Here is a 22939-nt window from a genome sequence, read left to right on the forward strand (position 1 = left end):
TGGGTTGAGCGGGCGGTCGGGCAACGGGCAGCATTGCTGGGTGGAGTTGACAATCCAGGTCATGGCCGACAACCCGCAAGTCGAGGCAAGCTCGCTGAGCTATCTGATGCGCAGGGACGGACGGCTGCGGTCCGCCCAGATAAAGACGGCTGATTCGAGGTCCGTTCCGGGCGAGATGAGCGCGCTCGGCGACGTGCTGCTGATCTCTTTCGGCGCCGGTGGCATCGGCATCGCCGTCGTCGAGCATGCGCTGGGCTGGCTCCAGTCCCGCGCACGGGACATCGTGCTGGTCTTCCGTGTCGGCGGCATCGAAGTCGAGGCGACGGTGCGTTCGGTGCAGGACGCCAGGGAACTGGCACAGCTGATCACCACGTTACGCACCGCTCTGGGGGAGATCGCGGATGACGAGGCTTCCTGACCCCGCGCTCTCGCGGGCCGTGCTCGTCGGGACGACGACCTACGCTGCACTCACCGACCTGCCCTCGGTCGAGAACAATCTCGCCGATCTCAAGCACGCGCTCACCGCACCCGATCTTTGGGGCCTGCCGGAGGCGCACTGCACGGTCCTCCAGGACACGGACGACCCCGGCCGTATCCACTGGGCACTGCACCGTGCGGCCCAGGAGGCTCAGGACCTGCTGCTGTTCTACTACGCGGGCCACGGCCTCTTCCACGACGGCCAGTTGGCCTTGTGCCTGCCCTCGACCACGAGGGACAACGCGTACTTCGCCGCCCTGCAGTACGAGACCATCCGCAGAGCCGTCAACGAGCGCCAGGCCCTGCATGCCGTCACCATCCTGGACTCCTGCTACAGCGGACTGGCCCACACACAAAGCGATGTGGCGTCCGCGTTGGCCCCGATGCTGAACGAGACGAAGGGCTTCACCTTCACTTCCTCCGACAGCGACACCGTCTCGCTGGCGCCGGCCGACCGCCGCAACACCGCCTTCACCGAGGAACTGCTGCGAGCGATCACTCTGGGCGTGCCCTCGTCCTCGGAGCTCTTGTCGATGAGGGAGATCTCCGAGGCCGTCCGCGAAGGGCTTCGGGCCCGCAGGATGCCCCAGCCGACCACAGGACAGGTCAACAGCGGGGATCAACTCCCCCTCGTGCGCAACCGCGCCTGGAGACCCGCACACGCCTCCGCGGCACCGCCCGATCCGCTCCTTGACCTGGACAGCTTGCCGCCGGGTGAGCGCCTGCGGCCGTTGGCGGACGCGGTGAGCCATCTGGCGGGCGCGGCACCGCCGTTCGAACCGCTCCTCCAGGCCCTCTCCCTCGCACCCGAGACAGGTGTCGCGGTGACCGACCGGGTGCTCGCGGTCATGGGCGGGGCGATCGCGGGCACCGCCCCCGTCGACCAGCGTGCCGTCTCGGACTTCCTCACGCGTGCCGGGTCTCTGCTGGAGGAGGCCGACCGATTCGGACAGCCTCATCTGCGCCTGCGCTACCCCGAGGCACGGCGGCTCACCGGCATCGACCCAGCCTCCGCCGCACGCCTGCACCTGCGCATCGTCGAGGCCCTCATCGACCTCGCGGAGACATCGTCCGGAGTGGCACTCAACCCTTACGTGGAACGCGAGTTGGGCCACCACTGCCTGCTCGCCGGAGAGCGGGCCTGGCAACGCCTGGCCGACCACGAGGATCTGCTCGACCGCCTCGAACCGGTCACCACCGGCCAGTACGCCTGGCGGGCCCTCAGCCTCGCGGGCCAGCGACTGCCCGCTGAGATCCTCGGCCTGCTCGGAACCTGTCACACCGACTGCCCTCCGGCAGACCGCCAGGTGCCTCGCCGTATGGCCATGGCCCGGCACAACGCCACCCGCACGTTCCCCACCGAGCCCTTCGGCGGCACGTGGCAGGTGTCCATGGCGCGGCTCATCGCCGAACCCGTGGAACTCGACATCCTGTCCGGCAAGGACCTGCACTGCGTCGCCGTGCTGCGCCGCGACAACACCCGGGCGCTGCTGGCCGCGGCGGGAACCGACGGCCCCATCCACCTCTTCGACCCTTTCGCCGCCGTTGTTCACCCCCAGGTCATGCGCGGCCACGAGCGGCTGGTCACCGCCATCTGCCCCGTCCGGACCGAACAGGGCCTACGGGCGGCGTCGTCGAGTTTCGACGGAACGGTCCGGCTCTGGGACCTGGACACCGGCGCCCAGGTCGGAGACCCGCTGCGGGGCCACAGCAGCGAGGTGCTCGCCGTCTACGCCCTGCCCGCGAGACCAGGACTGGACCGGCTGTGCTCCGTCGGCGACGACGGGACGATCCGCTTCTGGGATCCGGGCAGCGGGACCGAATTACAACCGCCGTTCACGTTGTGGACAAATCCCAACGCGGTCTGCTCCCTCGCCATGCCTGACGGCCAAGTCCTGCTCGCCATCGGCGACATGGAGGGCGAACTACGGCTGTGGGACACAGCAACGGGCCGGTACACGGCGCGACTGGCCGGACACACCGATGAGATCCGCTCGCTGGCCGCGGTACCCACGCCCGCGGGCCGCCCACTGCTCGTCTCAGCCTCCGACGACGAGACCGTGCGCTGCTGGGATCCGGTCACCGGCCGTCCGGCGAGCCGCACACTGGAGACCGACGACTATCTGAGTGGGCTGTGCTCGCTGCCGTCCTCCGCAGCCACGGTGCTGATGGCCGGGTGTGGGATGTCAGGCTCCGTGTACCTCGTCGACCTGTCCGACCGTGGCCTGCTGCGCACCCTCAGCACCGGACCGGGCGATGTGGACGCGGCGAACGCCGTGTGCCTGACCGACCCGGGCGGATCGACGCTGCTGGTCGTCGTCGGCGAGGACGGCGTCCGCCTGGTCCGCGATCCCCTCGCGGACCAGCACGGCAACAGCCGTAGGAGCGACATCGGCGCCACCTGCGCCACCGCGCTGCCCACTGCCTCCGGGCCGCCGCTGCTCGCCACCGGGAACCTGGGCGGAACCGTGCGCCTGTGGGACAGCCTGACCGGCAACTCCATCGGCCCCGAACTCGCTTGGGAGTTCAAAGACCGCGTCCAACACCTGCGAATCCACCGGAGGGACGGGTTGGTGCTGCTGGCCGTCGGCCACCGCGAGGGCGTCGTCCGGTTCTGGGACGTCGCCGAGTGCGAGCCGCTCGGGCGGTACGCCGAGATCCCTGGCGACGCCGTGCTGTGGGGGATGTGCTTCATCACCGACGCCCAAGGTCGTATCCGCCTGGCCACCAGCGACAGCGCCGGCTGCATCCGACTGTGGAACGCCCCCGAGGGGACTCCGGCGGGCCCTGTCATCAAGGCGCACAAGCAACCGGTGGACGCACTGTGTTCCTGGACCGGCCCCCACTCCGCGCCCCGGCTTCTCAGCAGCACCCGTAAAGGCTCTCTGAAGGTGTGGGACCCGGACACCGGCACTTGCCTGGCCAAACAGCGCACCGGCGAGGAGGTGTCGGACCTGGCAGCCTTCCGACTCGCCGACGGACGGGAAGTGGTGGCCGTACTCAGCGAGAGCGGCGAGAGCCTCCAGGTGTGGGACCCGGCCACCGCCACCCGGATCGGCCCCGCGGTCACCGGGGACTTCGAGCGGCCGGTGTGCCCTCTCAAGTCGGCGGACGGCCGGGCTCTCCTCGCGGTCCATGGAGAGGAGGGTGTGCATCTCTTCGACACACGGACCATGACCCCAGTACGCCCGCCGCTCGACCTTCCTTTCAACGTCTGGAGCACGGCCGCAGTCGGTGACCGGATCGCGGTGGTCGGCAAGACCGGCATCGTCCTGCTCTCGCCTCCCGTCTGACCGGCCCTACCGGCTCCCCGGTGGCGGACAAGTGCTCTGGAAGGGCAACCCCTCTGTGGCCCGCCGCCATTCGTCCGGAGTCAGGCCCCGGTCCACGAGGGAACAGGCACGGGCGACGGGGTCGGTGACGGCCTGGGTGATCTCGGTGACGTCCCAGAGCACTCCGTGCTGTATGTCCGGGTGGCCACTGACCAAGGTCGTGGTGTCCGGGGAGAAGACCAGGCTGCCGAAGGAATCGTCCGCCGACCCGCTGACGACGGTGAGTCGCCGTGGAGTGGCCGGGACGGTGACATCCCAGAGGATCAGCGTGCCGTCGTCGTCGGCCGTCGCGAGCATGCGGCCGCGGGCCCCGAAGGCCACGGCCTGGGGGGAGGCGGAATGCCCGATGAGGGTGGCCAGTTCGCTGGGTCGCGTGGGCCGCCGGATGTCGTAGAGGACGGTGGCCTGCCGGTCGTCGCGGGCCAGGGCGAGGGTCTTTCCGTCGGGGGTGAAGGCCGCGGTGGGGTTGTTCGAGAAGACGTCGCCGGATGCGGCGATCCGGGCCAGCCGACGGGGTTGGGTGCTGGTGCTGACGTCCCACAGTACGGCCGGTTCACCGTAGGCCGATGAGATCAGCGTGCGCCGGTCCGGGCTGAACACGACGTACGCACCCATACCGGCGGGGATGGCCGATGCGCGGTGCGGTCGGGCGGGACGGGCCACGTCCCAGAAGATGGTGACGGCGGCGTCGCTGTCGAAGAATCCCTCGCTGTCGAAGGGGCCTTCGGTCACGGTGGCCAGGGTGCGGCCGTCCGGACTGAAGACCGTTGACGAGATCCAGCCGCGGTTGCTGGTGAGGGTCGAGGCATGGCGCGGGTGGACCGGATCGCCGAGGTCGTAGACCTGGACGTGGGTGGTTTCGGTGCCGAGAACGGCCATCAGCCGGCCGTCGGGTGAGAAGGAGACCGATGTGGGGTCGGTGGCCGGGACGGTGGACAGCCGTCGGGGGTGTCGGGGGCTGGTGAGCTCCCACAGGGTGACGCGCTCGCCGGCGGTGTCCGTCGTCGCGGCGAGCGTGGGGCCGCCGGGTGGCAGCGCCAGGCCGAGCAACTGACCGCCGGCATCGGGGAGTGCGGTCGTGGGGTGGGGCAGCGCTTGCTCGGCGGCGTCCCAGAGCGCGACCCTGTGGTCGTCGCTTCCGGTGATGACAGTGCGGCCGTCGGCGGCGAAGGCGACCGAACTGACCCCGCTGCTGTGACCGTTGAGCACGGCCATCCGGCGGGGGTGAGCGGTGTCGGTGACGTTCCACAGCTGCGCTTGGTGGTCTTCCGAGGCGGTGGCGAGGGTACGGCCGTCCGGGCTGAACGCCAGGCTGCGCACGGGTCGGGTGTGGCCGCGGACTACGGACAGCTGACGCTGATTGTCGGTGGTGGTCAGCTGCGGGATGTCCCAAAGGATCACTTCGTTGCCGCTGTAGGCGACGGCGAGGGTACGGCCGTCCGGGGCGATGGCGACCGCGTAGACCTCTTCGGCGCCCCGGCCCGGGGCGAAGCCGAGCCTGCGTGGCTGGTCACGGTCGCTGACGTCCCAGATGTAGGGGCTTTCTCCCGCGCCGTCCACCACGGCGGTCCGCCCGTCGGGGGTGAAGGCCACTCCGTGGACCTGTTTGTACGTGCCGCCTTCGAGCGTGGTCAGCTTGCGCGGGCGGGTGGGTTTCGCGATGTCCCACAGGATGCCGAAACGGCCGGCCCCACCGCTGAGGAGACTGCGCCGGTCGGGGCTGAAGGCGACGGACTCCACGGTGCTGGTCGCGCCGTCGAGGGTGGAGAGGCGGCGCGGCCGGGAGGTGTCGGACAGGTCCCAGAGAATGATCGTGCGGTCCTCGCCGCCGGTGGCGAGGAGGGTGCCGCCACGGGCGAAGGCCACGGCACGGACCGGTTTGTGATGGCCGGTCAGGCGGGCGATGCGCCGCGGTGCGGACCGGTCGGTGAGGTCCCACAGGAGGATGGTGCGGTCGGCGCCGGCGGTGGCCATGGTCCGGCCGTCGTCACTGCAGGCGACTGCCTTGACGGGGCCGGTGTGAGCGGTGAGGAAGTCGGGTTCGTGGCGGCCGAGGAGCGTGGTCATCAGGCTGGCGCGGGCCGCGTCACCGGAACCGAGCCGCTGGGCCGCCATCCCCAGGCGGACCGCGGTGTCCGGGGCGGTCTCACGCAGCGACTCGGCCTGGAACACCAGTCCGCGGGCAGTGGCGGTGCGGTGTTGTGTCTGGGCCCGTCGGCGTTGTTCGTTGGTGCTCTGGAGGAGTGTGGCGAGGACGGCGGCAATCACCACGAGCACGCAGAGCACGGCCCCCAGGACGCTTCGGCGGCGTGTCGCGGCATGGCGTCGCCGTCGGCCACCGGCCCGGACGAACTCCAGGGCCAGTGGGTTGCCGCCGTCCGCGCTCTCGTCGGCGGCCCAGGCCTCGGCGTGGGCGAGGCGGTTGCCCGTGTAGAGCAGTGCGGGGTCGCGGTCCGCCTTGTCCCAGGCGTGGGCAGCCTCCGTGAGTTGCTGTTCGGTGCGCAGCCGGGTGGTGTTCTCGTCGATCCACGCGCGCAGTTGGGGCCAGGCGTGGAGCAGGGTCTCGTGGATGATCTCCACGCTGTCGCGCTCCACGGTGATCAGCCGGGTGTCCTCCATCGTGAAGGCCGCGAGGACGGCGGCGGCGCGTCGAGGGTCCGGGACCTCTGCGAGCAACTCGGCGCGGGCGGCCCGGCGTTTGGTCGCTTCGCCTCCTTCTCCGATGTGCACGAGGCGGAGCAGGAGGCTACGGGCGGCGTCGTGTCCCGCCTCGTCGAGGCGGGACATCGCCAGTTCGGCGGTGGTGGCGAGCGCGCCGTGGATACGCCCGGTGTCCTTGTAGCCGACGACGGTGAGGGTGGGACCTGTGCGCTGCTGCCAGGCGGTCCTTAAGGCATGGGAGAGCAGGGGCAGCCGCCCGGCGTCGTAAGGACCGGGGCTGTCACCATGGGCGTGCGGCGAGGTGCCCAGGTCGCTCAGGAGTACGTCGACCAGCCCGGGTTCGAGGGCGATCCCGGCGCGTGCGGCAGGCTTTTCCACGGCGTCGCGAAGCTCGGGTCCGGTCATCGGCCCTACGACAACGGGCTGTTCACGCAGGGAGGGGACGAGCTCCGGTACGGCCATGCACTCCGCGTAGAAGTCGGCACGGACCCCGACGGCGACCAGGGCCGCAGGTCCGTGCTCGTCGCCGTGGGCCAAGGCGTGCAACGCCCGGACGAAGGTTTCGCGGAGGTCGGCGCTCCTGCTGAGGGTGAAGACCTCCTCGAACTGGTCGACGACGATGACCAGCGGCGTACGGCCGTGATGGCGCCGCAGTTCGGCAGGCAGGCGCAGCGGATCGTCGGCCAGGGTCGCCGCCAGGCGCTCGGCGGGTATGCCGGTGGGACGGGACAGGGCCTCGGCGAGCGCGGTCGGTGGATCGGCGGTCGGGGCGAGCAGCAGGCGGGGCCAGGTGGCGGAGGAGGCGATGCCCAGCTCTCCTCGACCGAGGGCGGGGAGCAGTCCGGCGCGCAGCAGCGAGGACTTGCCCGAGCCGGAGGCGCCGAGCACGGCCAGGATGCGCCCGTCGTCGTGGCTGCGGCCGAGGGCGTCGACGAGGACACGGGTGAGGTTCTCCCGGCCGAAGAACCAAGGGGAGTCGGCCGTTTCGAAGGCGGCGAGCCCTTTGTAGGGGCAGGTGTCGATGCCAGGGGCTCCCGGGGCGGCCAGGGAGCCGGGGCCAGGAGTCGACGGAGCCGGAGGAGCGGGCCGGTAGGCGGGGTTGGCGGCGACGACGAGCTCGCCCGTTCGGCCCTCACTCAGGTGCCGGGGCCGGGGGAGGCCGGCGGCGGGGAGTTCCCGCTGGAGGTGTCGAAAGGCGTGGTCGAGGGTGATGTCGGGCGGGCCGGACGGGTCGCCGGCGGTCAGCAGTCTCCAGAAGGCGCCGCTGAACGCGGTGTGCCGCTCGCCTTGCGGCGCGAGGGCGAGCTCGTCGCGCCCGGCGGAGGCCAGGACGTACGCGCCCGAGATCCCGGCCAGCGGCATGACCTCGTCGATGCCGCTCAGAAACGTCGTGGCCCGGCCGGAGAAGCAGCAGTCGAGGATGACCACGAGGCGTCGGCGGGGTCCGCCGTTGAGGTACTGCTGGAGGCAGTACCGGATGGTGGCGTAGGGCAAGGACGTGTGCGGCAGCCGGGTGGGCCGGGGGTCGGTGGAGCTGGTCGCGAGGTGCAGGAGCCCTTCGTCGCTCACGAGGCCGTGACCGACGTAGTGGACGATGAGCAGGCCGTCGGCGCGCTCGGAGGCGGCCGCGACGGCGTCCCCCATCTCCAGCGGTGTGGGGGGATCCAGCATGCTGGAGACCGCTTCGGCGGCGATGCCGCACTGCTCGACATAGGCCTGGGCGAGATCCGCGAGGGTGCGGGCCACGGCCGGTACGTCGGCGAGCGGCGAGCCTGCCGCATGGCAGCCGGTGCCCAACAGCAGCACTCGGGCCCCGGGGATGTCGCTCCACCGGAGGACCCCGTCACCCTCCGGGCGGTGTCCCGGCGGCATCGGGATCCCTTCCCGGTTCTTGGGCGACGTCGGAGAGTTCGGCGACGATGACGCGCACGGCGGCCGAGTCCAGCCGACGGACCCGTTCGGCTGTCACCTCGATCTCCATGCCGTCCGGGCGGCGCAGTTTGATGGTTGTGTTGGTCGTCCTGTGACGGATCCACGACACCACCACCCCTGCCACGGCGGTGACCGCGCCGGCGGACAGGGCGTTGACCGCCAGTGCCTCAAGGAGACCGCCCAGCGAACCGGGCCGTGCTTCGGTGGCCACACTGCGGACACCACCCCGTAGCTCCTCGACGTCGATCAGTCTGCGGCGCAACTCCCGCAGATCGTCATCGCGCGCCGGGCCCGGAGCGAAGACGTAGATCTCCACTCCCCACACCCCCGAGATCCGTACTGAAACGGGCCGTGCACGCAGTGTAGTCAAGGAATCTGACGGCGTGTCGAGGATTCGTCGATGTCAGGTCTGACTCAGGGTGTCGTGGCGCTCTCCCCACCGCACGGCGGGCCCGTTACACAGCGGTGGCGTTGATGGTGACCGGGATGTTGCCGCGCGTGGCCTTGGAATAGGGGCAGATCTGGTGGGCGGCGGCGCCGAGTTCCGTCGCCGTCTGGTGGTCGACGCCCACGAGTTGCACGTTGAGCAGCGCGGCCAGCCCGAACTCGCCGTGATCCCCGTGGTTGAGGGTGATCTCGGCGGTGGCGTCGCCGGAGCCGCCCAGTTCCTTCGGGATCGCGAGCGTGGTCTGCAATCACTTTCGTCACCTGTTTGGACGGTGATGGAATGCTTGCAGTTTTCCGTGCCACCGGTCAAGGGGGTGTTGCGCGTGGAAGTTTTACCCAGTTGGAGAAACCGACATCACCTTCTTGACTGGTTACTCAAATTCGAGCAGAGTCGAGTCATCGCGCAGGCCGACATGCGCAGACGCACGGAGGATTCACATGATCGACAGGCGCGCCTTCAACAGGGCCCTGGGGCTGGGTGCGGGACCCTGGACGCCGACCAGGCCCCCTTCACCATGTTCGTGACGCCGGACAGGCTGACGGCAGGGTACGTGGAGTCCGGCCTCGTCGACGCGGTCTCGCCCGTTCAGGAGGCCGACGTGGAGCAGGCGACGACCGTGCGGGAAGCCGTGTACCGGCTGCTGACGGCCCGCCGCCTCGGGGAGCAGTACGACGGGACGGCGCTGACCGTGGTCAACAACGCGGCCCGCAAACCCCCGGCCGTGCCCCAGCTGACTCCGTCGGGGCGATGGACCCAGGCGACGCCGGAAGAGGCCCTCTCCATGGTGGCGCGCCATGCCATCGAGCTGTTGAGCGGGCCGGACGTACCCCTGCTCAAGGAGTGCGGCAACCCGGAGTGCACCCGCACCTACATCGACCGCTCGCGGGGCATGCGCCGGCAGTGGTGCGACATGGAGTCCTGCGGCAACAAGATCAAGGCAGCGGCGTATCGCGCCCGCAAGAAGACCGCGCCCACGCCGGCCCACTGACCTCGCCCCGCAGCCTGCTATCGGGGACCGGCGCACCGACCTCCACGTCACCCCGAAGTGGGCGCCTGCGGGGAGCGGAGCACGAGCAGGGTGATCTCGCTGGGGGCGAAGATACGGAACGGCGGGCCCCAGAAGCCGGTGCCCCGGCTGGTGTAGAGGAGGGTGCGGGGGCCGTGGTGGCTGAGGCCGGCGACGGCGGGCTGGTCGAGGCGGACCAGGTAGTGGAAGGGCCAGATCTGGCCGCCGTGGGTGTGGCCGGAGAGCTGGAGGTCAACGCCTGCGGCCGCGGCTCGGCCGACGAACGCGGGCTGATGGGCCAGGAGCAATACGGGGAGGTCCGGGTCGACGCCGTCCAGGGCTCCGGCGAGGTGGGCGCGGTGTCCTGCCAGGCCGGAGGACTCGGCGGTGACGTCGTCCACGCCGGCGACGACGAGGGTGTCGCCGCCGCGTTCGAGCAGCAGATGGCGGTTGCGCAGCGGCTCCCAGCCCAGCTCGTCCATCAGGTCGACCCAGCCCTGGGCCTCGCTGTAGTACTCGTGGTTTCCGGTGACGTAGACCCGGGCCCGGGTCGCCTGCACGGTGCCGAGTGGAGCGGCCTGGTCGCGGCGGCGTTCGGCCGTGCCGTCCGCGATGTCGCCGGTGTGGCAGACCACGTCGGCCTCCAGGGCGTTGACGGCTTCGCAGACCCTCGCTGACCAGCGGGCGCGGTCGAGCGGCCCATAGTGGGTGTCGGTGATGAGGACTACGCGGGTGCCGTCCAACCCGGCTCCCAGCCGGGGGAGTTGCACGTCGAGCCGGCGCACGCGCGGTATACGGCGGGCCTCGGTGTACCCCCAGGCGAGCAGTACGGCGGTCACGCCGAGGACGGCCCAGGTGACGATGCGGGCCCGGTCCTGGCCGTCGCCGACGTCTGCCACCCGCAGGGCGAGCCGCAGGAGGACACCGAGGAGAACGGACCAGGTGAACAGGACCCAGCTGCCGCCCAGCAGGCTGTCACCGGTGATCGCCGCCCAGTCCTGCTGGCGTCGGCCGTGTCCGCGCGCCATCGCGAGCGGCATACCGATCAGGCCGAGCGCGAACAGGGCGGTCCCGGCGAGCGTGACGGGCAGCGGCCAGTGCTGGCCGGCGTACAGCAGTACCCAGCAGGGCACGGCCCACAGCAGGACGGGGGCGACCAGGGGGAGGTAGCGCATCACGCGGCGCAGCCGGCTCCGCCCTGCAGCTTGCGCTTCGCCGTCGGCGGGCCGGGTGTTGTGGGTGTCGGTCACGCTTCTCCTCCTGAGGTGCCTCCGAGAATCATGCCTGCCGGGTGGTGGCGCCGGGTGCCGCACCCGACGTATTGCGCCCTGGTTGCAGGCTGCTGCGCGACGCCGGGCCGCGTGTGTGTCACGGCTGATCCGCTGCTGACCGCGACGACATGGCGCACCGGGGCTCCCCATAGGGTGAGCGTCATGCCCGACATACTGAGTCCCGCGAAAACCCGCGCCGCGTTGCGCACATCGGCCCGTGTCTCGGCCGAGTTGCTGCTGATCCTCGTGGCGCTCGCGGTGGCCCTCTGGCTGCTCGACCGGATGTGGTCGGTGGTCTGGCCGCTCATCGTCGGTCTGCTTCTGACCACGCTGACCTGGCCTCCGACGCGGTTCCTCCGCTCCCGGGGGTGGCATCCGGCGCTGGCCGCGTCGCTGGTGACCGTCGGCTTCCTCCTCGTTGCCGCGGGAGTCGTGGCGCTGATCGCGGTTCCGGTGGCGTCCCAGTCCGGTGAACTGACCGACGGCGTGGTCGAGGGTGTCCAGAGGCTGCGGGAGTGGGCCGCCGGGCCGCCGCTGAACATCGGGGACGCTCAGATCGACAAGGCCTTCGACAGCGCGGTCGACCGCGCCCAGGACGGCCTCGGCAGCGCCGTCAGCGCCCTGGTCACGGGAGTGAGCAGTGTCGTCAACGGCGTGATCACCGCGGTGCTGGCCCTCTTCCTGATGTTCTTCTTCCTCAAGGATGGCCCCCGGTTCCTGCCGTGGCTCGCCCGCCAGTTGCCCGGCCGGCTCGCCATCGACGTCCCCACCGTCGCCGCGCGCAGCTGGGACACCCTGGGCTCCTTCGTCCGGTCCCAGGCCGCTGTCGGCCTGCTCGACGCCGTGCTGATCGGGATCGGCCTGTGGATACTCGGGGTGCCGCTGGTGCTGCCGCTGGCGGTGCTGACGTTCGTCACCGCGTTCGTGCCGATCGTGGGCGCGCTGTTCGCCGGCCTCGTGGCGGTCCTCATCGCACTGGTCTCCAACGGCCTGTCCGACGCGCTGATCGTGCTGGCCATCATCGTGGTCGTGCAGCAGCTTGAGGGGAACGTCTTCCAGCCCATGATCCAGAGCCGTGGGCTGGGTCTGCACGCGGCGGTGATCCTGCTGGCGGTGACGCTGGGCGGCAACCTCGCGGGCATCGTCGGCAGCCTCCTCGCCGTCCCGGTCACGGCCCTGATCGCGGTGGTCTGGAACTACGTGCGCGAACAGCTGGGCGAGCCGCCCGCAGAGCCGGAGAGCGACGATCAGGTCCCGGGCGTGGTGGTCCCGTCGTAGCACCCGCACTGCTGGTTGGCACCCAGCATTGTCTGCTGTGCTCCAGCGTGTGAACGCCCCTTGCGGTGTGGGCATGTACAGGTCATTGACCGTGTAAAGCGGGAGCCCTTAATGTCGCCAGCGCTGTGAAGGAGCTCCGGCGAGCGCCGGAGTCCTGCGGACTCTCTTTCCTTGAGGAGCGCTCTTGAAGAAGGGCTTCGCCTACGCGGCGGCTGTCGTCCTGTTCGCGGCCACGATGAACCTGACCGTGCTCACCGGGCCGTCGGCCGCGGGTGATTGTGCCGACCCGAAGCCAGGGTGCGGGGGAGAGGTCGACAACAACAGCACCTTCTCCGTCTCCATCTCCAACTGCTGGGAAAGCGTCTACGGCACCTGGGAGAACGGCGACAACCTCCCGTGCCACGGCAATCCGCCGCGCGTGGGCAACAAGGCCAAGGCGCGGGTCTGGTTGTCACCCGGCCAGCGCGAGGACCAGTATTCCGCGTTCTACGACACCGACGCGGTGAAGTTCCCGGCCGGCTGCACGACTTACTACCACTACTGGGGCCAGCCCAAGGAGTGGCACGACGAGGACCGCCACGGCAAGGACAGCATCTGGCTGAAGATCAGCGACATCGATCACTTCTACTTCGACCGAATCTCCTGCTGAGACCACAGACTTCACCTGGCCCCGCCCACAGTGCGGGGCCACACGAAGGTCGTTCCCTCCCAGCTCCGGCATGACCGGATCATGCCGGGCTCACGAGGTAGGCGGCTCCGTCGGTGTTCCGAGTGCGGTGGACACATGGCGCCAGATGGCGCCGACCGCGGAGTCGAGGGTGACCGTCGGGTCGCGCAGCATGAGGCGGATGCCGTAGCCGTCGCTCAGTGAGAGCACCAGCGTGCTGAGGTCGTCGACGTCGGTGGGGGTGAACTCGCCGGAGGCGATGCCGCGCCGGATTGCGTCGGAGACCCAGCCGTGCAGCTGGGCGTACAGGTCCACGGCGAAGACCCGGGTGGTCTCGTCGCGCAGGGCCCGCACCCAGAGCTCCTGCCACAGCCGCCAGTCCTGGTGGAGCTGGGGGTCGGTCGGCAGCAGGCTGCGCACGATCCGGGCGAGGACGACCGCCGCCGGGACGGTCTCCGCGTCACGCTCGACGTCGACGGCCGTGTTGGCGAAGGAGTGTGTCATCGCCTCGGTGAACAGCTTCTCGCGCGTGTCGAAGTGGTAGTGCAGCAGCGCCGTGGACACCCCGGCCCGCTCCGCGACCATCCGCATCCGGATCTTCTCGAACCCGATGTCGGCGATGACCTCGCACGCCGCGGTCAGGATGCGCTCGCGTGTGTCGGCATTGCGCACCTTGGTCGGCACGTTGCGGCTCCCCTCGTCCGGTGCCCGTTCGTCGTGACCATCTTCCCCCACGGAGGTCACGCCGGTGCCGGTGCCTGTCGTGAAGCCTCCTCGTCGTAGGCGTGGAAGCCGCGGCCCGACTTGCGGCCGAGCAGTCCGGCCTCCACCATCCGCGACAGCAGCGGCGGCGGCGAGTACTGCGGCTCGCGGAACTCGGCGTACAGCGACTCGGCGATGGCCCGTGTGGTGTCCAGGCCGATCAGGTCGGTCAGGGCGAGCGGGCCAAGTGGGTGCGCGCAGCCGAGGACCATGCCGCGGTCGACGTCCTCGACGGTCGCGCTGCCCGACTCCACCATGCGGATCGCGGCCAGGAGGTAGGGCACGAGCAGCGCGTTGACGACGAAGCCGGCCTTGTCCCGGGTCCGGACGACCTCCTTGCCGAGGGTGCCGGTCACGAACTCCTCGGCCCGTGCCGCGGTGCCGGGTGAGGTGAGCAGCGACGGCACGAGCTCGACGAGCCGCAGCACCGGCACGGGATTGAAGAAGTGCACGCCGACCACCCGGTCCGGGCGGCTCGTCGCGGCGGCCAGCCGGATCACGGGGATGGACGAGGTGTTGGTCGCGAGGATGGTGCTCTCGCCGGTGACGACCGTGTCGAGGCGGGTGAAGACATCGACCTTGAGGTCCTCGTCCTCGGCCACCGCCTCGATCACCAGGTCGTGGTCGTGCAGGGCGGCCAGCTCGTCGACGACGGTGATCAGGGCCGCGGCGGCCTCCCGTCGTGACGCGCTGAGCCTGCCGTGCGCGACGGCCCGGTCGAGTGAGCGGCCGATGCGGAGCCGGCCGGCCCGGGCCGCCTCCGCATCGCGCTCCACGACCGTGACCGGTACGTCGGCCCGTGCGCAGACCTCGGCGATTCCGGCGCCCATCAGCCCGCAGCCGACGACTCCCACGCGCTTGATGTCCGTCATCCGTCTCCCTCTCCTTCAGGTCTGCGTCGGTGAGCGTCAGGCGGTGGGCAGGTCCAGGACCCCCGAGCCGCGCTTGACGAGCTCGTTGGCGATGATCAGCCGCTGGATCTCGGAGGTGCCCTCCCAGATCCGGTCCACGCGCAGCTCGCGGTAGAGCCGCTCCACGGCATAGGCGCGGTCGTAGCCGCGGCCGCCGTGGATCTGCAGACAGCGGTCGATCACCCGGCCGGACGCCTCGCTGGCGGCGAGCTTGGCGATGGCCGCCTTGGCGTGCAGGGTCTTGCGGTCCTCGGCGGGGGAGTTGTCGACCTCCCAGGCGACCTGGTGGGTGTAGGCACGGTTGACGGCGATGTCGACGGCGCAGTCGGCGAGCATGCCCTGGATCAGCTGGTACGAGGCGATGGGTGCCCCGAACTGCTCGCGCTCCACGGCCCAGTCACGGGACAGCTCCAGCGCCCGCTCGGCGGCGCCGGTGGTGCGGGCGGCGATCATCAGGCGCTCCTCGGTGAACCAGGAGCGGGTGATGTCGTAGCCCTCGCCGATGCCGCCGAGGACGGCGTCCTCGCCCACCTGGACGTCGGTGAAGGTGAACTCGGGGTGCTCGTACACGAAGGTGTGCATGAAGCGCGGGACCCGGGTCATCTCGATGCCGGGGGTGTCCTTGTCGACCAGGAAGAGGGTGGGGGCGCGCTCCGGCCCCGCCGCCGCGAGCACGATCATGAAGTCGGCGTGGTCGCCGACGGTCACGAACCACTTCTCGCCGCTGAGCACCCAGCCTCGGTCGTTCCGGGTCGCGGTGGTGGCGAGGTTCTGCGGGTCGGAGCCGGCGCCGGGCTCGGTGACGGCGTAGCAGTCGCGCCGCTCGCCCTTGATCACCGGGACGAGGAAGCGCTCGCGCTGCTCGGGGGTACAGAACCGCAGCGCGTTCGCGGGCCGCCACACCATGTCCCACAGGGCGCCGGTCAGCCGGCCCAGCTCCTCCTGCACGGTGACCTGTTCGGCGATGGTGAGGCCGGCGCCGCCCCATTCGGCGGGCATGTTGACGGCCTGGAGTCCGGCGTCCAGCACGGCGTCGCGGATCTTGGCGTGCGCGTCGGCGGGCAGGCCGTTGTTCTCCTCGCACTGGGTCTCGTAGCCGGCGATGAAGTCGGTGAGGGCGCGTGCGTCGCTCTTGAGCTGAACCTGGCGCGCGGTGAGGCGGAAGTCCATGGAAGTCCTCGCTGTGGGATGGGGAAGGGCGGGTGTCAGTGCGTGGGCAGGTCCAGGGCCCGGGTGCCGCGCTTGATGAGCTCGTTGGCGATGATCAGCCGCTGGATCTCGGAGGTGCCCTCCCAGATCCGGTCCACGCGCAGTTCGCGGTACATGCGCTCGACGGGATAGGTGCGGTCGTAGCCGCGGCCGCCGAAGATCTGCAGACAGCGGTCGGCGACCCGCCCGGCGGCCTCGCTGGCGGCGAGCTTGGCGGTGGAGGCCTTGGCGTGCAGGGTCTTGCGGTCGGTGCCGGGCTGGTCGGCCTCCCAGGCGACCTGGTGGGTGTAGGCACGGTTGACGGCGATGTCGACGGCGCAGTCGGCGAGCATGCCCTGGATCAGCTGGTACGAGGCGATGGGGGCCCCGAACTGTTCGCGCTCCACGGCCCAGTCCCGGGCGAGTTGGAGGGCGCGTTCGGCGGCGCCGACGGTGCGGGCGGCGATCATCAGGCGTTCGTCGGTGAACCACTCCTTGGTCAGCTCGTACCCGTTGCCGACGCCGCCGAGCACGTCCTCGTCGGCGACGAAGACGTCGGTGAAGGTGAACTCGGGGTGGCCGTTGACGGCGGAGTGCATGAACTGCGGCAGCCTCGTCATCCGCACGCCGGGCGCGGCCTTGTCGACGAAGAACAGCGTGGGGAGCTTGTCGGGACCGGCGTCCGCCTGCACCAGCAGGAAGTCGGCGATGTCGCCGCAGGTGACGAACCACTTCTCGCCGTTGAGCAGCCAGCCGCCGTCGGTGCGGGTGGCCGTGGAGGTGCCGGCGGACGGGTCGGAGCCTGCGCCGGGTTCGGTGACGGCGAACGCGTCGAACCTCTCGGCGCGGATCACCGGCAGCAGGTACTTCTCGCGCTGCCGCTCGTCGCCGTAGGCGAGGACGTTGGCGGGCCGCCAGGGGATGTCCCAGAGGCAGTTGGTGACCTTGCCGAACTCCTCCTCGACGATGACCTGGTCGAGCAGGCTCAGGCCCGCCCCGCCCCACTCGGCGGGCATGTTGATGGCGTAGACCCCGGCGTCCATCGCGGCGCGGGTCAGTTCGGTGACGAGCTCCTGCGGCAGGGGCCCGCCGGCCTGCTCGGACTGGTCCTCGTAGCGCATCAGCAGGCGGGCGTACTCGGCGGCGCGACGCTTCAGGTCGGCCTGCTCGGGGGTGTAGCGCATGTCCATGGAGACCTCTTCCGGGTCGGGCGGGGCGAGTTCGGCTCGGTCGGGTGGGTTCGGCTCGGTCAGGCGAGTACGGCGCGGGAGTCGAGGGCGAGGGCGCCGTCGGGCCGTACGAGGAGGGGGTTGACCTCGATCTCGGCGATCTCGGGGTGGGCGGCGGCGAACGCGGTGATCGCCTCGATGGCGGCCGCGGCGGCCTCGACGTCGACGGGCGGTCGGCCGCGCACGCCGTCGAGCAGGACCGCGGTCCGCAGTCCGCGCAGCAGGTGCAGGGCGCGGTCGGCGGGCACGGGGGCGAGGGTGAAGGCGACGTCGTGCAGTGCCTCCGCGAGCACTCCGCCCAGGCCCACCATGGCGACCGGGCCGAAGCGCGGGTCGCGGTTGACGCCGACGATCAGCTCGATGCCGTCGCTGAGGTCGGCCATGGCCTCCACGGAGTAGGAGAGGGCGCCGAGCCGGGCGTGCATCTCCCGGAAGGCGGCGAGCAGTTCGTCGGGTCCGGCGAGGCCGAGGGCCACTCCTCCGGCGTCGGACTTGTGGAGCAGATGCAGGGCCTTGAGGACGTACGGGCCGCCGAACTCCTCGGTCGCTGCGAGCAGTTCGCTCTCGTCGTGGATCTCGCGGGCGGCGGGGAAGGCGAGTCCGGCCGCCTCCAGGGCTCTGCGGGTCTCCAGGTAGCCGGTCTCCCGCAGCGGGGCCGCGGGGCTGGGCAGGGGGGGCACACCGGTGCGGGGTGCGCCCGGTGCGGTGGCGGCGAGTGCGCGGGCGGCGTCCTCGGTGGCGGAGAAGACGGGTATCCCGGCGGCGGCGAGGGTGCGGCAGCTGGGCGATTCCGGATACATCGACTGCACGACCAGAGGGGTGGCGGTGGCGCGATGGCGGGCGGCGATGAGGAGTGCCGCCGCCTTCTCCCCGTCCGCCAGGGCGGTGCCGCCTCCGCCGAGTCCGCCCTCGGCGGCCGCGTAGCCGCCGAAGTATCCGGTCATCAGGACGGCGTCGACCTCCTCGGCCGCCAGCAGCGCGGCGACGGTCTGCGCGTAGGAGCCCGGGTCCTGCTCGCCCATGCCGGCGAGGTCCACCGGGTTGGCGACGGCCGACTGCTCCCACAGGGCCTCGCGCAGCCGCTCCCGCGTCGGCCCGCCGAGTTCGGGCACGGTCAGCCCGGCGGCCTCGACGGCGTCGGCGGCGATGACGCCGTGGCCGCCGCCGTCGGTGAGCACGGCGACCCGGCGGCCGTCGGCCCGGCGTGCGCCGTGCCTTGCGGCGAGGACGACGGTGAGTTCGCGCGGGGTGGCGACCAGTTCCACCCCGGCGTCCCGGCACGCGGCGGCCACCACGTCGGCCGAGGTGGTCAGCGCCCCGGTGTGGGACTGGGCGCTGCGCGCGGAGGCGTCCCCGCGTCCGGCGGTGAGGAGCACGACCGGCTTCCCGGCGTCGGCGGCCGCCTCGGCGAAGGCGCGTCCGTCGCCGAAGTCCTCGGCGTACACGGCGATGGCCCGGGTGCCCTCGTGCCGGGCGCAGTCGGCGAGCAGGTCGACGAGGGTGACGTCGGCCTGGTTGCCGAGCGAGACGAACCGGGAGAACCCGAGGCCGTGCGGGCGGAAGCGGAGCTGGAGTTCGAGGGCGAGGTTGCCGCTCTGGCTCAGCAGGGCCACGCCGCCGGGGGTGAAGGTGTCGGAGGCCAGGAAGAGGTCGGTGGTGTTGTCGGCCAGGCCCAGGCAGTTCGGCCCGACCATCACGGCACCGGCGGCGCGCACCCGCTCGGCGACGGCCTCCTGCCGGGCGCGCCCGGCGTCACCGGTCTCGGCGAACCCTGCGGTGATCGCGACGATCGCCCGGGCCCCGCACCGCAGGGCCTCGTCGACGGCGTCCTCGAAACCGGCGGCGGGCACGGAGACGACCGCGAGGTCGACGGGCTCCCCTATCGCGCTCAGGCTGGGCGCCGCGGTGCGGCCGAGGACGGTGCCGCCGCGCCGGTTGACCAGGTGGACGGGGCGGCGCCCGTTCGCGCGGACCGCCTGGGCGGCGATGGCGTGCCCGTACTTGGCGGGGTCGTCGCTGGCTCCGACGACGGCGACGGATACCGGGTCGAAGAGTGCCGAGAGGTCACGTCCCATGTCACTTCACCAGCCGCAGCGCGGAGTTGGGGCAGGCGGTGACGGCGGCTTCGGCGGCTGTCTCGCCGCCGGGCGGCACCTCGGAGGCACGCACCGACGCGTAGCCCCACTCGTCGAGGTCGACCTGCTCGGGCGCGGGTTCCTGGCAGAGGCCGTAGCCCTGGCAGCGGGTGGAGTCCAGCAGCAGTTTCATGGTGGGTCCTTTCGGCGCGGCGGGGCTGGTGCGCGCGGGGCTCGGGTGGGGTTGGGGGCACCCGGGTCCGTTCGGGGCGGGGGTGCTGGGCGCGCGGCGGATTCGGGTGCAGGGGACCCGGGTCGATTCGGCGCGGCAGGTTGCAGTGCGGGGGAGGGGACGGGGTGCGGCTCAGGGCACCGGGACGGTGAAGCGGCGCCCGTCCTCGGGTGCCGGGCCCGCGCAGGCGGGGCAGCCGGGACTTCGGTGGGCGTCGAGCGTGTCGGGGAAGCGGTCGAGGAGGGTGGCGACGACGCGGGCGGCGGCGTCGAGCAGGGCGCAGGCTCCGCGGCCGGGCAGCTGGCTCGACCAGCGGTGCAGCTGGGTGAGCGTGTCCGGGTTCCCCTCGCCGCGGGCGACGGCGGAGAGGGCCTTGGCCATCGCCCCGGTGCCCGAGACGCACACACCGCACTGCCGGGCGCTCTGCGCGCCGAGGTAGGAGGCGGCTTCCACGGCGACGGCGAGGGGGCAGTCCTCGGGGCCGAGGAAGTGCAGTGCGCCGCAGCCGAGCGCCGCACCGGCCGTGCGCAGGCCGTCGTGGTCGAGCGGCAGGTCCCGCCAGCCCTCGCCGTACAGCCCGCCGAACATCCCGCCCAGCAGGACGGCCTCGGACCTGCCGTGCCCGCACAGGTCGGCGAGGACCTTCAGATGCGTGCCGGCGGGCACTTCCACGAGCGCGCTGTCACCGCCGCCACCGGCGAGGGTCACCAGGTGGGCCGCGGCGACGGCGTCCGCCTCGCCGGGGTGCGTGTTCATCCGCGCGACGCGGGCCAGCGTCTCCACGTTGGCGACGAGGGTGGGCGCGCCGCCGACACCGCTCTCGAACGGCCGCGGGGGTTTGGCCGTCGGCAGGGCGGGGCCGCCGTCGATGCGCCGTACGACGGCGCTCTCCTCGCCCGCGACATAGGTGTGCTCGGTACGGACGACGTCGACGCGCAGGTCGAGGGCGCATTCGGTGAGCGCCTGGCGCACGGCCCGCTCGGCCGCGAGGTCGGAGAGGTACACGTGGCCGCGCTCGGCGCCGGTCAGGGCCGCCGCCAGCCGCAGTCCGTCCAGGACGGTGTGCGGGCGGTGGCGGAGCAGCCAGCGGTCCTTCACGGATCCCGGTTCGCCCTCCTCGCCGTTGGCGACGACGACACGGGGGCTCGGCGCGTCGCGGACGGCCCGGAGTTTGACGGCGGCCGGGAACCCGGCGCCGCCCCGCCCGCGCAGTCCCGCCGCGGCGATCCGGTCGAGCAGCCGTCCGGGCGCCACCAGGGGCGCGTAGCCGCCCGCGGCGAGGTACCCGGCGATGTCCTCACCGCCGGGCGCGGGGGAGAGGAGGCCGGGCCGTCCTTCGGGAAGGAGGGAGTACACGCTGGTCATACGGTGCTCCTGGGCTCGATGCGGCCGATGTGCCCGGTGCCGGCGGGCGCGAGCGCGGGGCGGGACCGCAGGTGGTCCAGCGCCCGCTCCAGCTCCCGCCGCTGGGCGGCGGTGCGGTCGTAGCCCGCTCCGGGCAGGCCGATCAGCATGCGGTGGTGGTCGAGGACGACCTCGCCGGCCAGCAGCGCCGCGCCCGGGTCCGCGGTCCGCGACCGGGCCGCCTCGACGACCAGGTCGGTGACCTCGTGCAGGTAGCGCAGCCAGCCGCGCTGGGTGCCGCGCAGCACCAGCCGCTCAACGCGGTGGCGCTCGGCGGCGACGAGGGCCGAGGGCGGGCGGTCGTCCGGCGGGGAGCGCAGGGCGGCCACCGCCGCGGGCAGCTCCTGTTCGGGCTCGGGGGTGAGGCCGAGCCAGACGAGACTTCGGCGAGCGCTCATGCGGACCTCCGGGATCGCTCCGTTTCCGGGGTCCGGGAACGGGGGCGGCGCGGCGATGACGGGGATGGGGGTGCTCCGACGCCGTAAGACGTGAGTCGTAAGTCGTAATGCGTCTGACGCGAGGCGGGAGCCGTGCGGGGTGCCCGGCGGAGCGGGCGCCCGCTGTGGCGCGGACCGGGGTCCGCGGGCTTGCGGAGGGCTGCTGGGCATCCGTCTGCGGGTCCCGGGCCGTCCGCCTGCCACGAGACTAACTAACTAATTAGTCAGCCCACAAGTCTTGACTTGCCCCGCCGATGGTTCCACTCTGACTAACCAATCAGTCAGCCGGATCGCGGCAGGTCCGGAACCCGCACCTGCCTCCCCTCCCGGCCACGCCCTCACCGCCCATCGCCGTCCACACGGCGCGGAGGAGGACCCCATGAACCCCCCGACGACCCGGGCAGCCGACGTCGACGCTTCCCCCACTCCGCCGGTCCCGCCCCCCGAGCACCCCGGGCAGGCCCTGGCGGCCCGCTACTACACCGACCCGGCCATCGCGCAGGCCGAGACCGACCGCATCTTCGCCAAGTCCTGGCAGCTCGTCTGTCACGAGTCCGACCTCCCCGGCCCCGGCGCCCGGCTGGCCGCCACCGCAGCCGGCCGCGAGGTGCTGGTCGTCCGCACCGAGGACGGTGGCCTCGCCGCCCACCTCAACGTGTGCCGGCACCGCGGAACCCGGCTGGTCACCGACCCGGAGCCCGCGGGCAAGGCGATCCGCTGCCCGTACCACGGCTGGACCTACAAGCTGGACGGACGCCTGGTCGGCGCCCCCGAGGCCCGCCGCATCCCCTGCCTCGACAAGCCCAAGTTCGGACTGCACCCGGTCAACGTCGAGTCCTTCCTCGGCTTCGTCTTCGTCAACCTCGACCTGGAGGCGACCCCGCTCGCCGAGAGCTGCGCCGGGCTCGCCGAGGCCGTCGGACGCTACGCCGGGCCCGGCCTCGTACCGGTCGGCAAGCACCGCATCCACGACCTGAAGGGCGGCGAGGAGCAGAACGCCAACTGGAAGGTCATCGTCGACAACTATCTGGAGGGCTACCACGTCCCCGTGGCCCACCCCTCGCTGATGCGTCTGCTCGACTACGCCGCGTACACGGTGGACGTGCAGGAGAACTACGTCCTGTTCGAGTCGCCCCTGCGGGACAAGCCCTCCTCGAACTGGACCGAACGGCTCTACCAGCGCCTGGCGACCCCGATGCCGGGCCTCACCGAGGACGACCGGCGGGTCTGGCGGTACGCCGTGATCTACCCGAACACGCTCATCGACTTCTACCCTGACCACGTGCTCGCGTGGACCGCCCTGCCCACCGCCCAGGACCGGGCGGCGATCCCCGGCGCCTTCTACACCAAGCTCGGCGAGGACGTCCGCACCCGGCTGGCCAGGCGGCTGAACATCCACATCGGCTGGGTCACCAACGACGAGGACGCCGAACTGGTGGAGCGCGTGCAGGCCGGGATGCGCATGCCGGGGTTCGAGCCCGGACCGCTGTCGCAGCGCGAGGCCGGCGTCGGCTGGTTCGCCCGGCGGGTCCGACGGGACCTGGAGGGGGACGCGCCGTGACGCCCCCGTACACCTCACTCGCGCGCCGCGACGTGCGCCCGTCGTCGGCCGCGGTCTTAGCCCGCGCC

17 protein-coding genes and 1 pseudogene are annotated in these 22939 nt (G+C 71.7%); 6 read left to right on the forward strand and 12 right to left on the reverse strand.

Translation table 11 applies throughout. The annotated features are described in order from the left end of the window. The first annotated feature begins 61 nt into the window (after positions 1–61). Positions 62–418, forward strand: a complete 357-nt coding sequence (locus STRCI_RS40260; RefSeq protein ID WP_269663962.1) for an effector-associated constant component EACC1 — start codon at positions 62–64, stop codon at positions 416–418. Continuing rightward, complete coding sequence (locus tag STRCI_RS40265; RefSeq protein WP_269663963.1) at positions 402–3770, forward strand: caspase, EACC1-associated type; 3369 nt, start codon at positions 402–404, stop codon at positions 3768–3770. The genes STRCI_RS40260 and STRCI_RS40265 overlap by 17 nt, the downstream gene beginning before the upstream one ends. Positions 3771–3776: 6 nt before the next feature. Here STRCI_RS40265 and STRCI_RS40270 read toward each other — a convergent pair whose 3' ends face one another. From STRCI_RS40270 to STRCI_RS40280, 3 genes are all read right to left on the reverse strand, one after another. Continuing rightward, a complete protein-coding gene (locus STRCI_RS40270; RefSeq protein WP_269663964.1) occupies positions 3777–8342 on the reverse strand; it encodes a caspase, EACC1-associated type in 4566 nt (1521 codons plus the stop codon). Further along, a complete protein-coding gene (locus tag STRCI_RS40275) occupies positions 8314–8718 on the reverse strand; it encodes an effector-associated constant component EACC1 (protein ID WP_269663965.1) in 405 nt (134 codons plus the stop codon). The genes STRCI_RS40270 and STRCI_RS40275 overlap by 29 nt, the downstream gene beginning before the upstream one ends. Before the next feature lie 139 nt (positions 8719–8857). Continuing rightward, positions 8858–9097 (reverse strand): OsmC family protein, encoded by a 240-nt coding sequence (locus tag STRCI_RS40280; protein WP_269663966.1) that lies wholly within the window; start codon positions 9095–9097, stop codon positions 8858–8860. A 261-nt stretch (positions 9098–9358) separates the two neighbouring features. On the opposite strand from STRCI_RS40280, the pseudogene STRCI_RS40285 reads away from it, so the two are divergent. Continuing rightward, positions 9359–9838, forward strand: a pseudogene (locus STRCI_RS40285) (CGNR zinc finger domain-containing protein); the annotation flags it as partial. 47 nt (positions 9839–9885) lie between these two features. On the opposite strand, the gene STRCI_RS40290 reads toward STRCI_RS40285, so the two are convergent. After that, positions 9886–11106 carry a metallophosphoesterase gene (locus tag STRCI_RS40290; protein WP_269663967.1) on the reverse strand — a complete coding sequence of 407 codons (1221 nt, stop codon included), beginning with the start codon at positions 11104–11106 and terminating at the stop codon, positions 9886–9888. 183 nt (positions 11107–11289) lie between these two features. On the opposite strand from STRCI_RS40290, the gene STRCI_RS40295 reads away from it, so the two are divergent. Together STRCI_RS40295 and STRCI_RS40300 are read left to right on the forward strand one after the other, a co-directional pair. Continuing rightward, the gene (locus tag STRCI_RS40295) at positions 11290–12405 is read left to right on the forward strand and encodes an AI-2E family transporter (protein WP_269663968.1); all 1116 of its coding nucleotides are present in this window, start codon (positions 11290–11292) and stop codon (positions 12403–12405) included. Between the two features lie 184 nt (positions 12406–12589). Next, the gene (locus STRCI_RS40300) at positions 12590–13054 is read left to right on the forward strand and encodes a hypothetical protein (RefSeq protein WP_269663969.1); all 465 of its coding nucleotides are present in this window, start codon (positions 12590–12592) and stop codon (positions 13052–13054) included. Between the two features lie 90 nt (positions 13055–13144). Here the strand turns inward: STRCI_RS40300 and STRCI_RS40305 are convergent, their stop codons facing one another. From STRCI_RS40305 to STRCI_RS40340, 8 genes are all read right to left on the reverse strand, one after another. Next, entirely contained in the window at positions 13145–13756 is a 612-nt protein-coding gene (locus STRCI_RS40305) for a TetR/AcrR family transcriptional regulator (protein WP_269663970.1), read from the reverse strand. 56 nt (positions 13757–13812) lie between these two features. Beyond that, positions 13813–14706, reverse strand: coding sequence for a 3-hydroxybutyryl-CoA dehydrogenase (locus STRCI_RS40310; RefSeq protein WP_269663971.1), 894 nt, complete (start codon positions 14704–14706; stop codon positions 13813–13815). A 36-nt stretch (positions 14707–14742) separates the two neighbouring features. Continuing rightward, complete coding sequence (locus STRCI_RS40315; protein WP_269663972.1) at positions 14743–15915, reverse strand: acyl-CoA dehydrogenase family protein; 1173 nt, start codon at positions 15913–15915, stop codon at positions 14743–14745. Between the two features lie 35 nt (positions 15916–15950). Further along, positions 15951–17123 carry an acyl-CoA dehydrogenase family protein gene (locus STRCI_RS40320; protein WP_269663973.1) on the reverse strand — a complete coding sequence of 391 codons (1173 nt, stop codon included), beginning with the start codon at positions 17121–17123 and terminating at the stop codon, positions 15951–15953. 59 nt (positions 17124–17182) lie between these two features. Beyond that, complete coding sequence (locus STRCI_RS40325) at positions 17183–19237, reverse strand: acetate--CoA ligase family protein (RefSeq protein ID WP_269663974.1); 2055 nt, start codon at positions 19235–19237, stop codon at positions 17183–17185. Between the two features lies 1 nt (position 19238). Next, the gene (locus STRCI_RS40330; RefSeq protein ID WP_269663975.1) at positions 19239–19430 is read right to left on the reverse strand and encodes a ferredoxin; all 192 of its coding nucleotides are present in this window, start codon (positions 19428–19430) and stop codon (positions 19239–19241) included. Between the two features lie 171 nt (positions 19431–19601). Then, entirely contained in the window at positions 19602–20834 is a 1233-nt protein-coding gene (locus STRCI_RS40335; RefSeq protein ID WP_269663976.1) for an NADH-ubiquinone oxidoreductase-F iron-sulfur binding region domain-containing protein, read from the reverse strand. Beyond that, the gene (locus STRCI_RS40340; RefSeq protein WP_269663977.1) at positions 20831–21271 is read right to left on the reverse strand and encodes a hypothetical protein; all 441 of its coding nucleotides are present in this window, start codon (positions 21269–21271) and stop codon (positions 20831–20833) included. The genes STRCI_RS40335 and STRCI_RS40340 overlap by 4 nt, the downstream gene beginning before the upstream one ends. A gap of 418 nt (positions 21272–21689) precedes the next feature. Between STRCI_RS40340 and STRCI_RS40345 the strand changes: the two genes are divergently transcribed. Beyond that, positions 21690–22871, forward strand: a complete 1182-nt coding sequence (locus tag STRCI_RS40345; RefSeq protein WP_269663978.1) for an aromatic ring-hydroxylating oxygenase subunit alpha — start codon at positions 21690–21692, stop codon at positions 22869–22871. Positions 22872–22939 lie beyond the last annotated feature (68 nt).

The sequence above is a fragment of the Streptomyces cinnabarinus genome (genome assembly GCF_027270315.1).
Taxonomy (GTDB): domain Bacteria; phylum Actinomycetota; class Actinomycetes; order Streptomycetales; family Streptomycetaceae; genus Streptomyces; species Streptomyces cinnabarinus.

What these genes read in the sequence shown, in the direction of transcription:
- STRCI_RS40345 (WP_269663978.1), top strand. Translation starts at nt 21,690, where the DNA reads ATGAACCCCCCGACGACCCGGGCAGCCGACGTCGACGCTTCCCCCACT.
- STRCI_RS40265 (WP_269663963.1), top strand. Translation starts at nt 402, where the DNA reads ATGACGAGGCTTCCTGACCCCGCGCTCTCGCGGGCCGTGCTCGTCGGG.
- STRCI_RS40310 (WP_269663971.1), bottom strand. Translation starts at nt 14,706, where the DNA reads ATGACGGACATCAAGCGCGTGGGAGTCGTCGGCTGCGGGCTGATGGGC.
- STRCI_RS40340 (WP_269663977.1), bottom strand. Translation starts at nt 21,271, where the DNA reads ATGAGCGCTCGCCGAAGTCTCGTCTGGCTCGGCCTCACCCCCGAGCCC.
- STRCI_RS40260 (WP_269663962.1), top strand. Translation starts at nt 62, where the DNA reads ATGGCCGACAACCCGCAAGTCGAGGCAAGCTCGCTGAGCTATCTGATG.
- STRCI_RS40270 (WP_269663964.1), bottom strand. Translation starts at nt 8,342, where the DNA reads ATGCCGCCGGGACACCGCCCGGAGGGTGACGGGGTCCTCCGGTGGAGC.
- STRCI_RS40335 (WP_269663976.1), bottom strand. Translation starts at nt 20,834, where the DNA reads ATGACCAGCGTGTACTCCCTCCTTCCCGAAGGACGGCCCGGCCTCCTC.
- STRCI_RS40295 (WP_269663968.1), top strand. Translation starts at nt 11,290, where the DNA reads ATGCCCGACATACTGAGTCCCGCGAAAACCCGCGCCGCGTTGCGCACA.
- STRCI_RS40315 (WP_269663972.1), bottom strand. Translation starts at nt 15,915, where the DNA reads ATGGACTTCCGCCTCACCGCGCGCCAGGTTCAGCTCAAGAGCGACGCA.
- STRCI_RS40320 (WP_269663973.1), bottom strand. Translation starts at nt 17,123, where the DNA reads ATGGACATGCGCTACACCCCCGAGCAGGCCGACCTGAAGCGTCGCGCC.
- STRCI_RS40325 (WP_269663974.1), bottom strand. Translation starts at nt 19,237, where the DNA reads ATGGGACGTGACCTCTCGGCACTCTTCGACCCGGTATCCGTCGCCGTC.
- STRCI_RS40330 (WP_269663975.1), bottom strand. Translation starts at nt 19,430, where the DNA reads ATGAAACTGCTGCTGGACTCCACCCGCTGCCAGGGCTACGGCCTCTGC.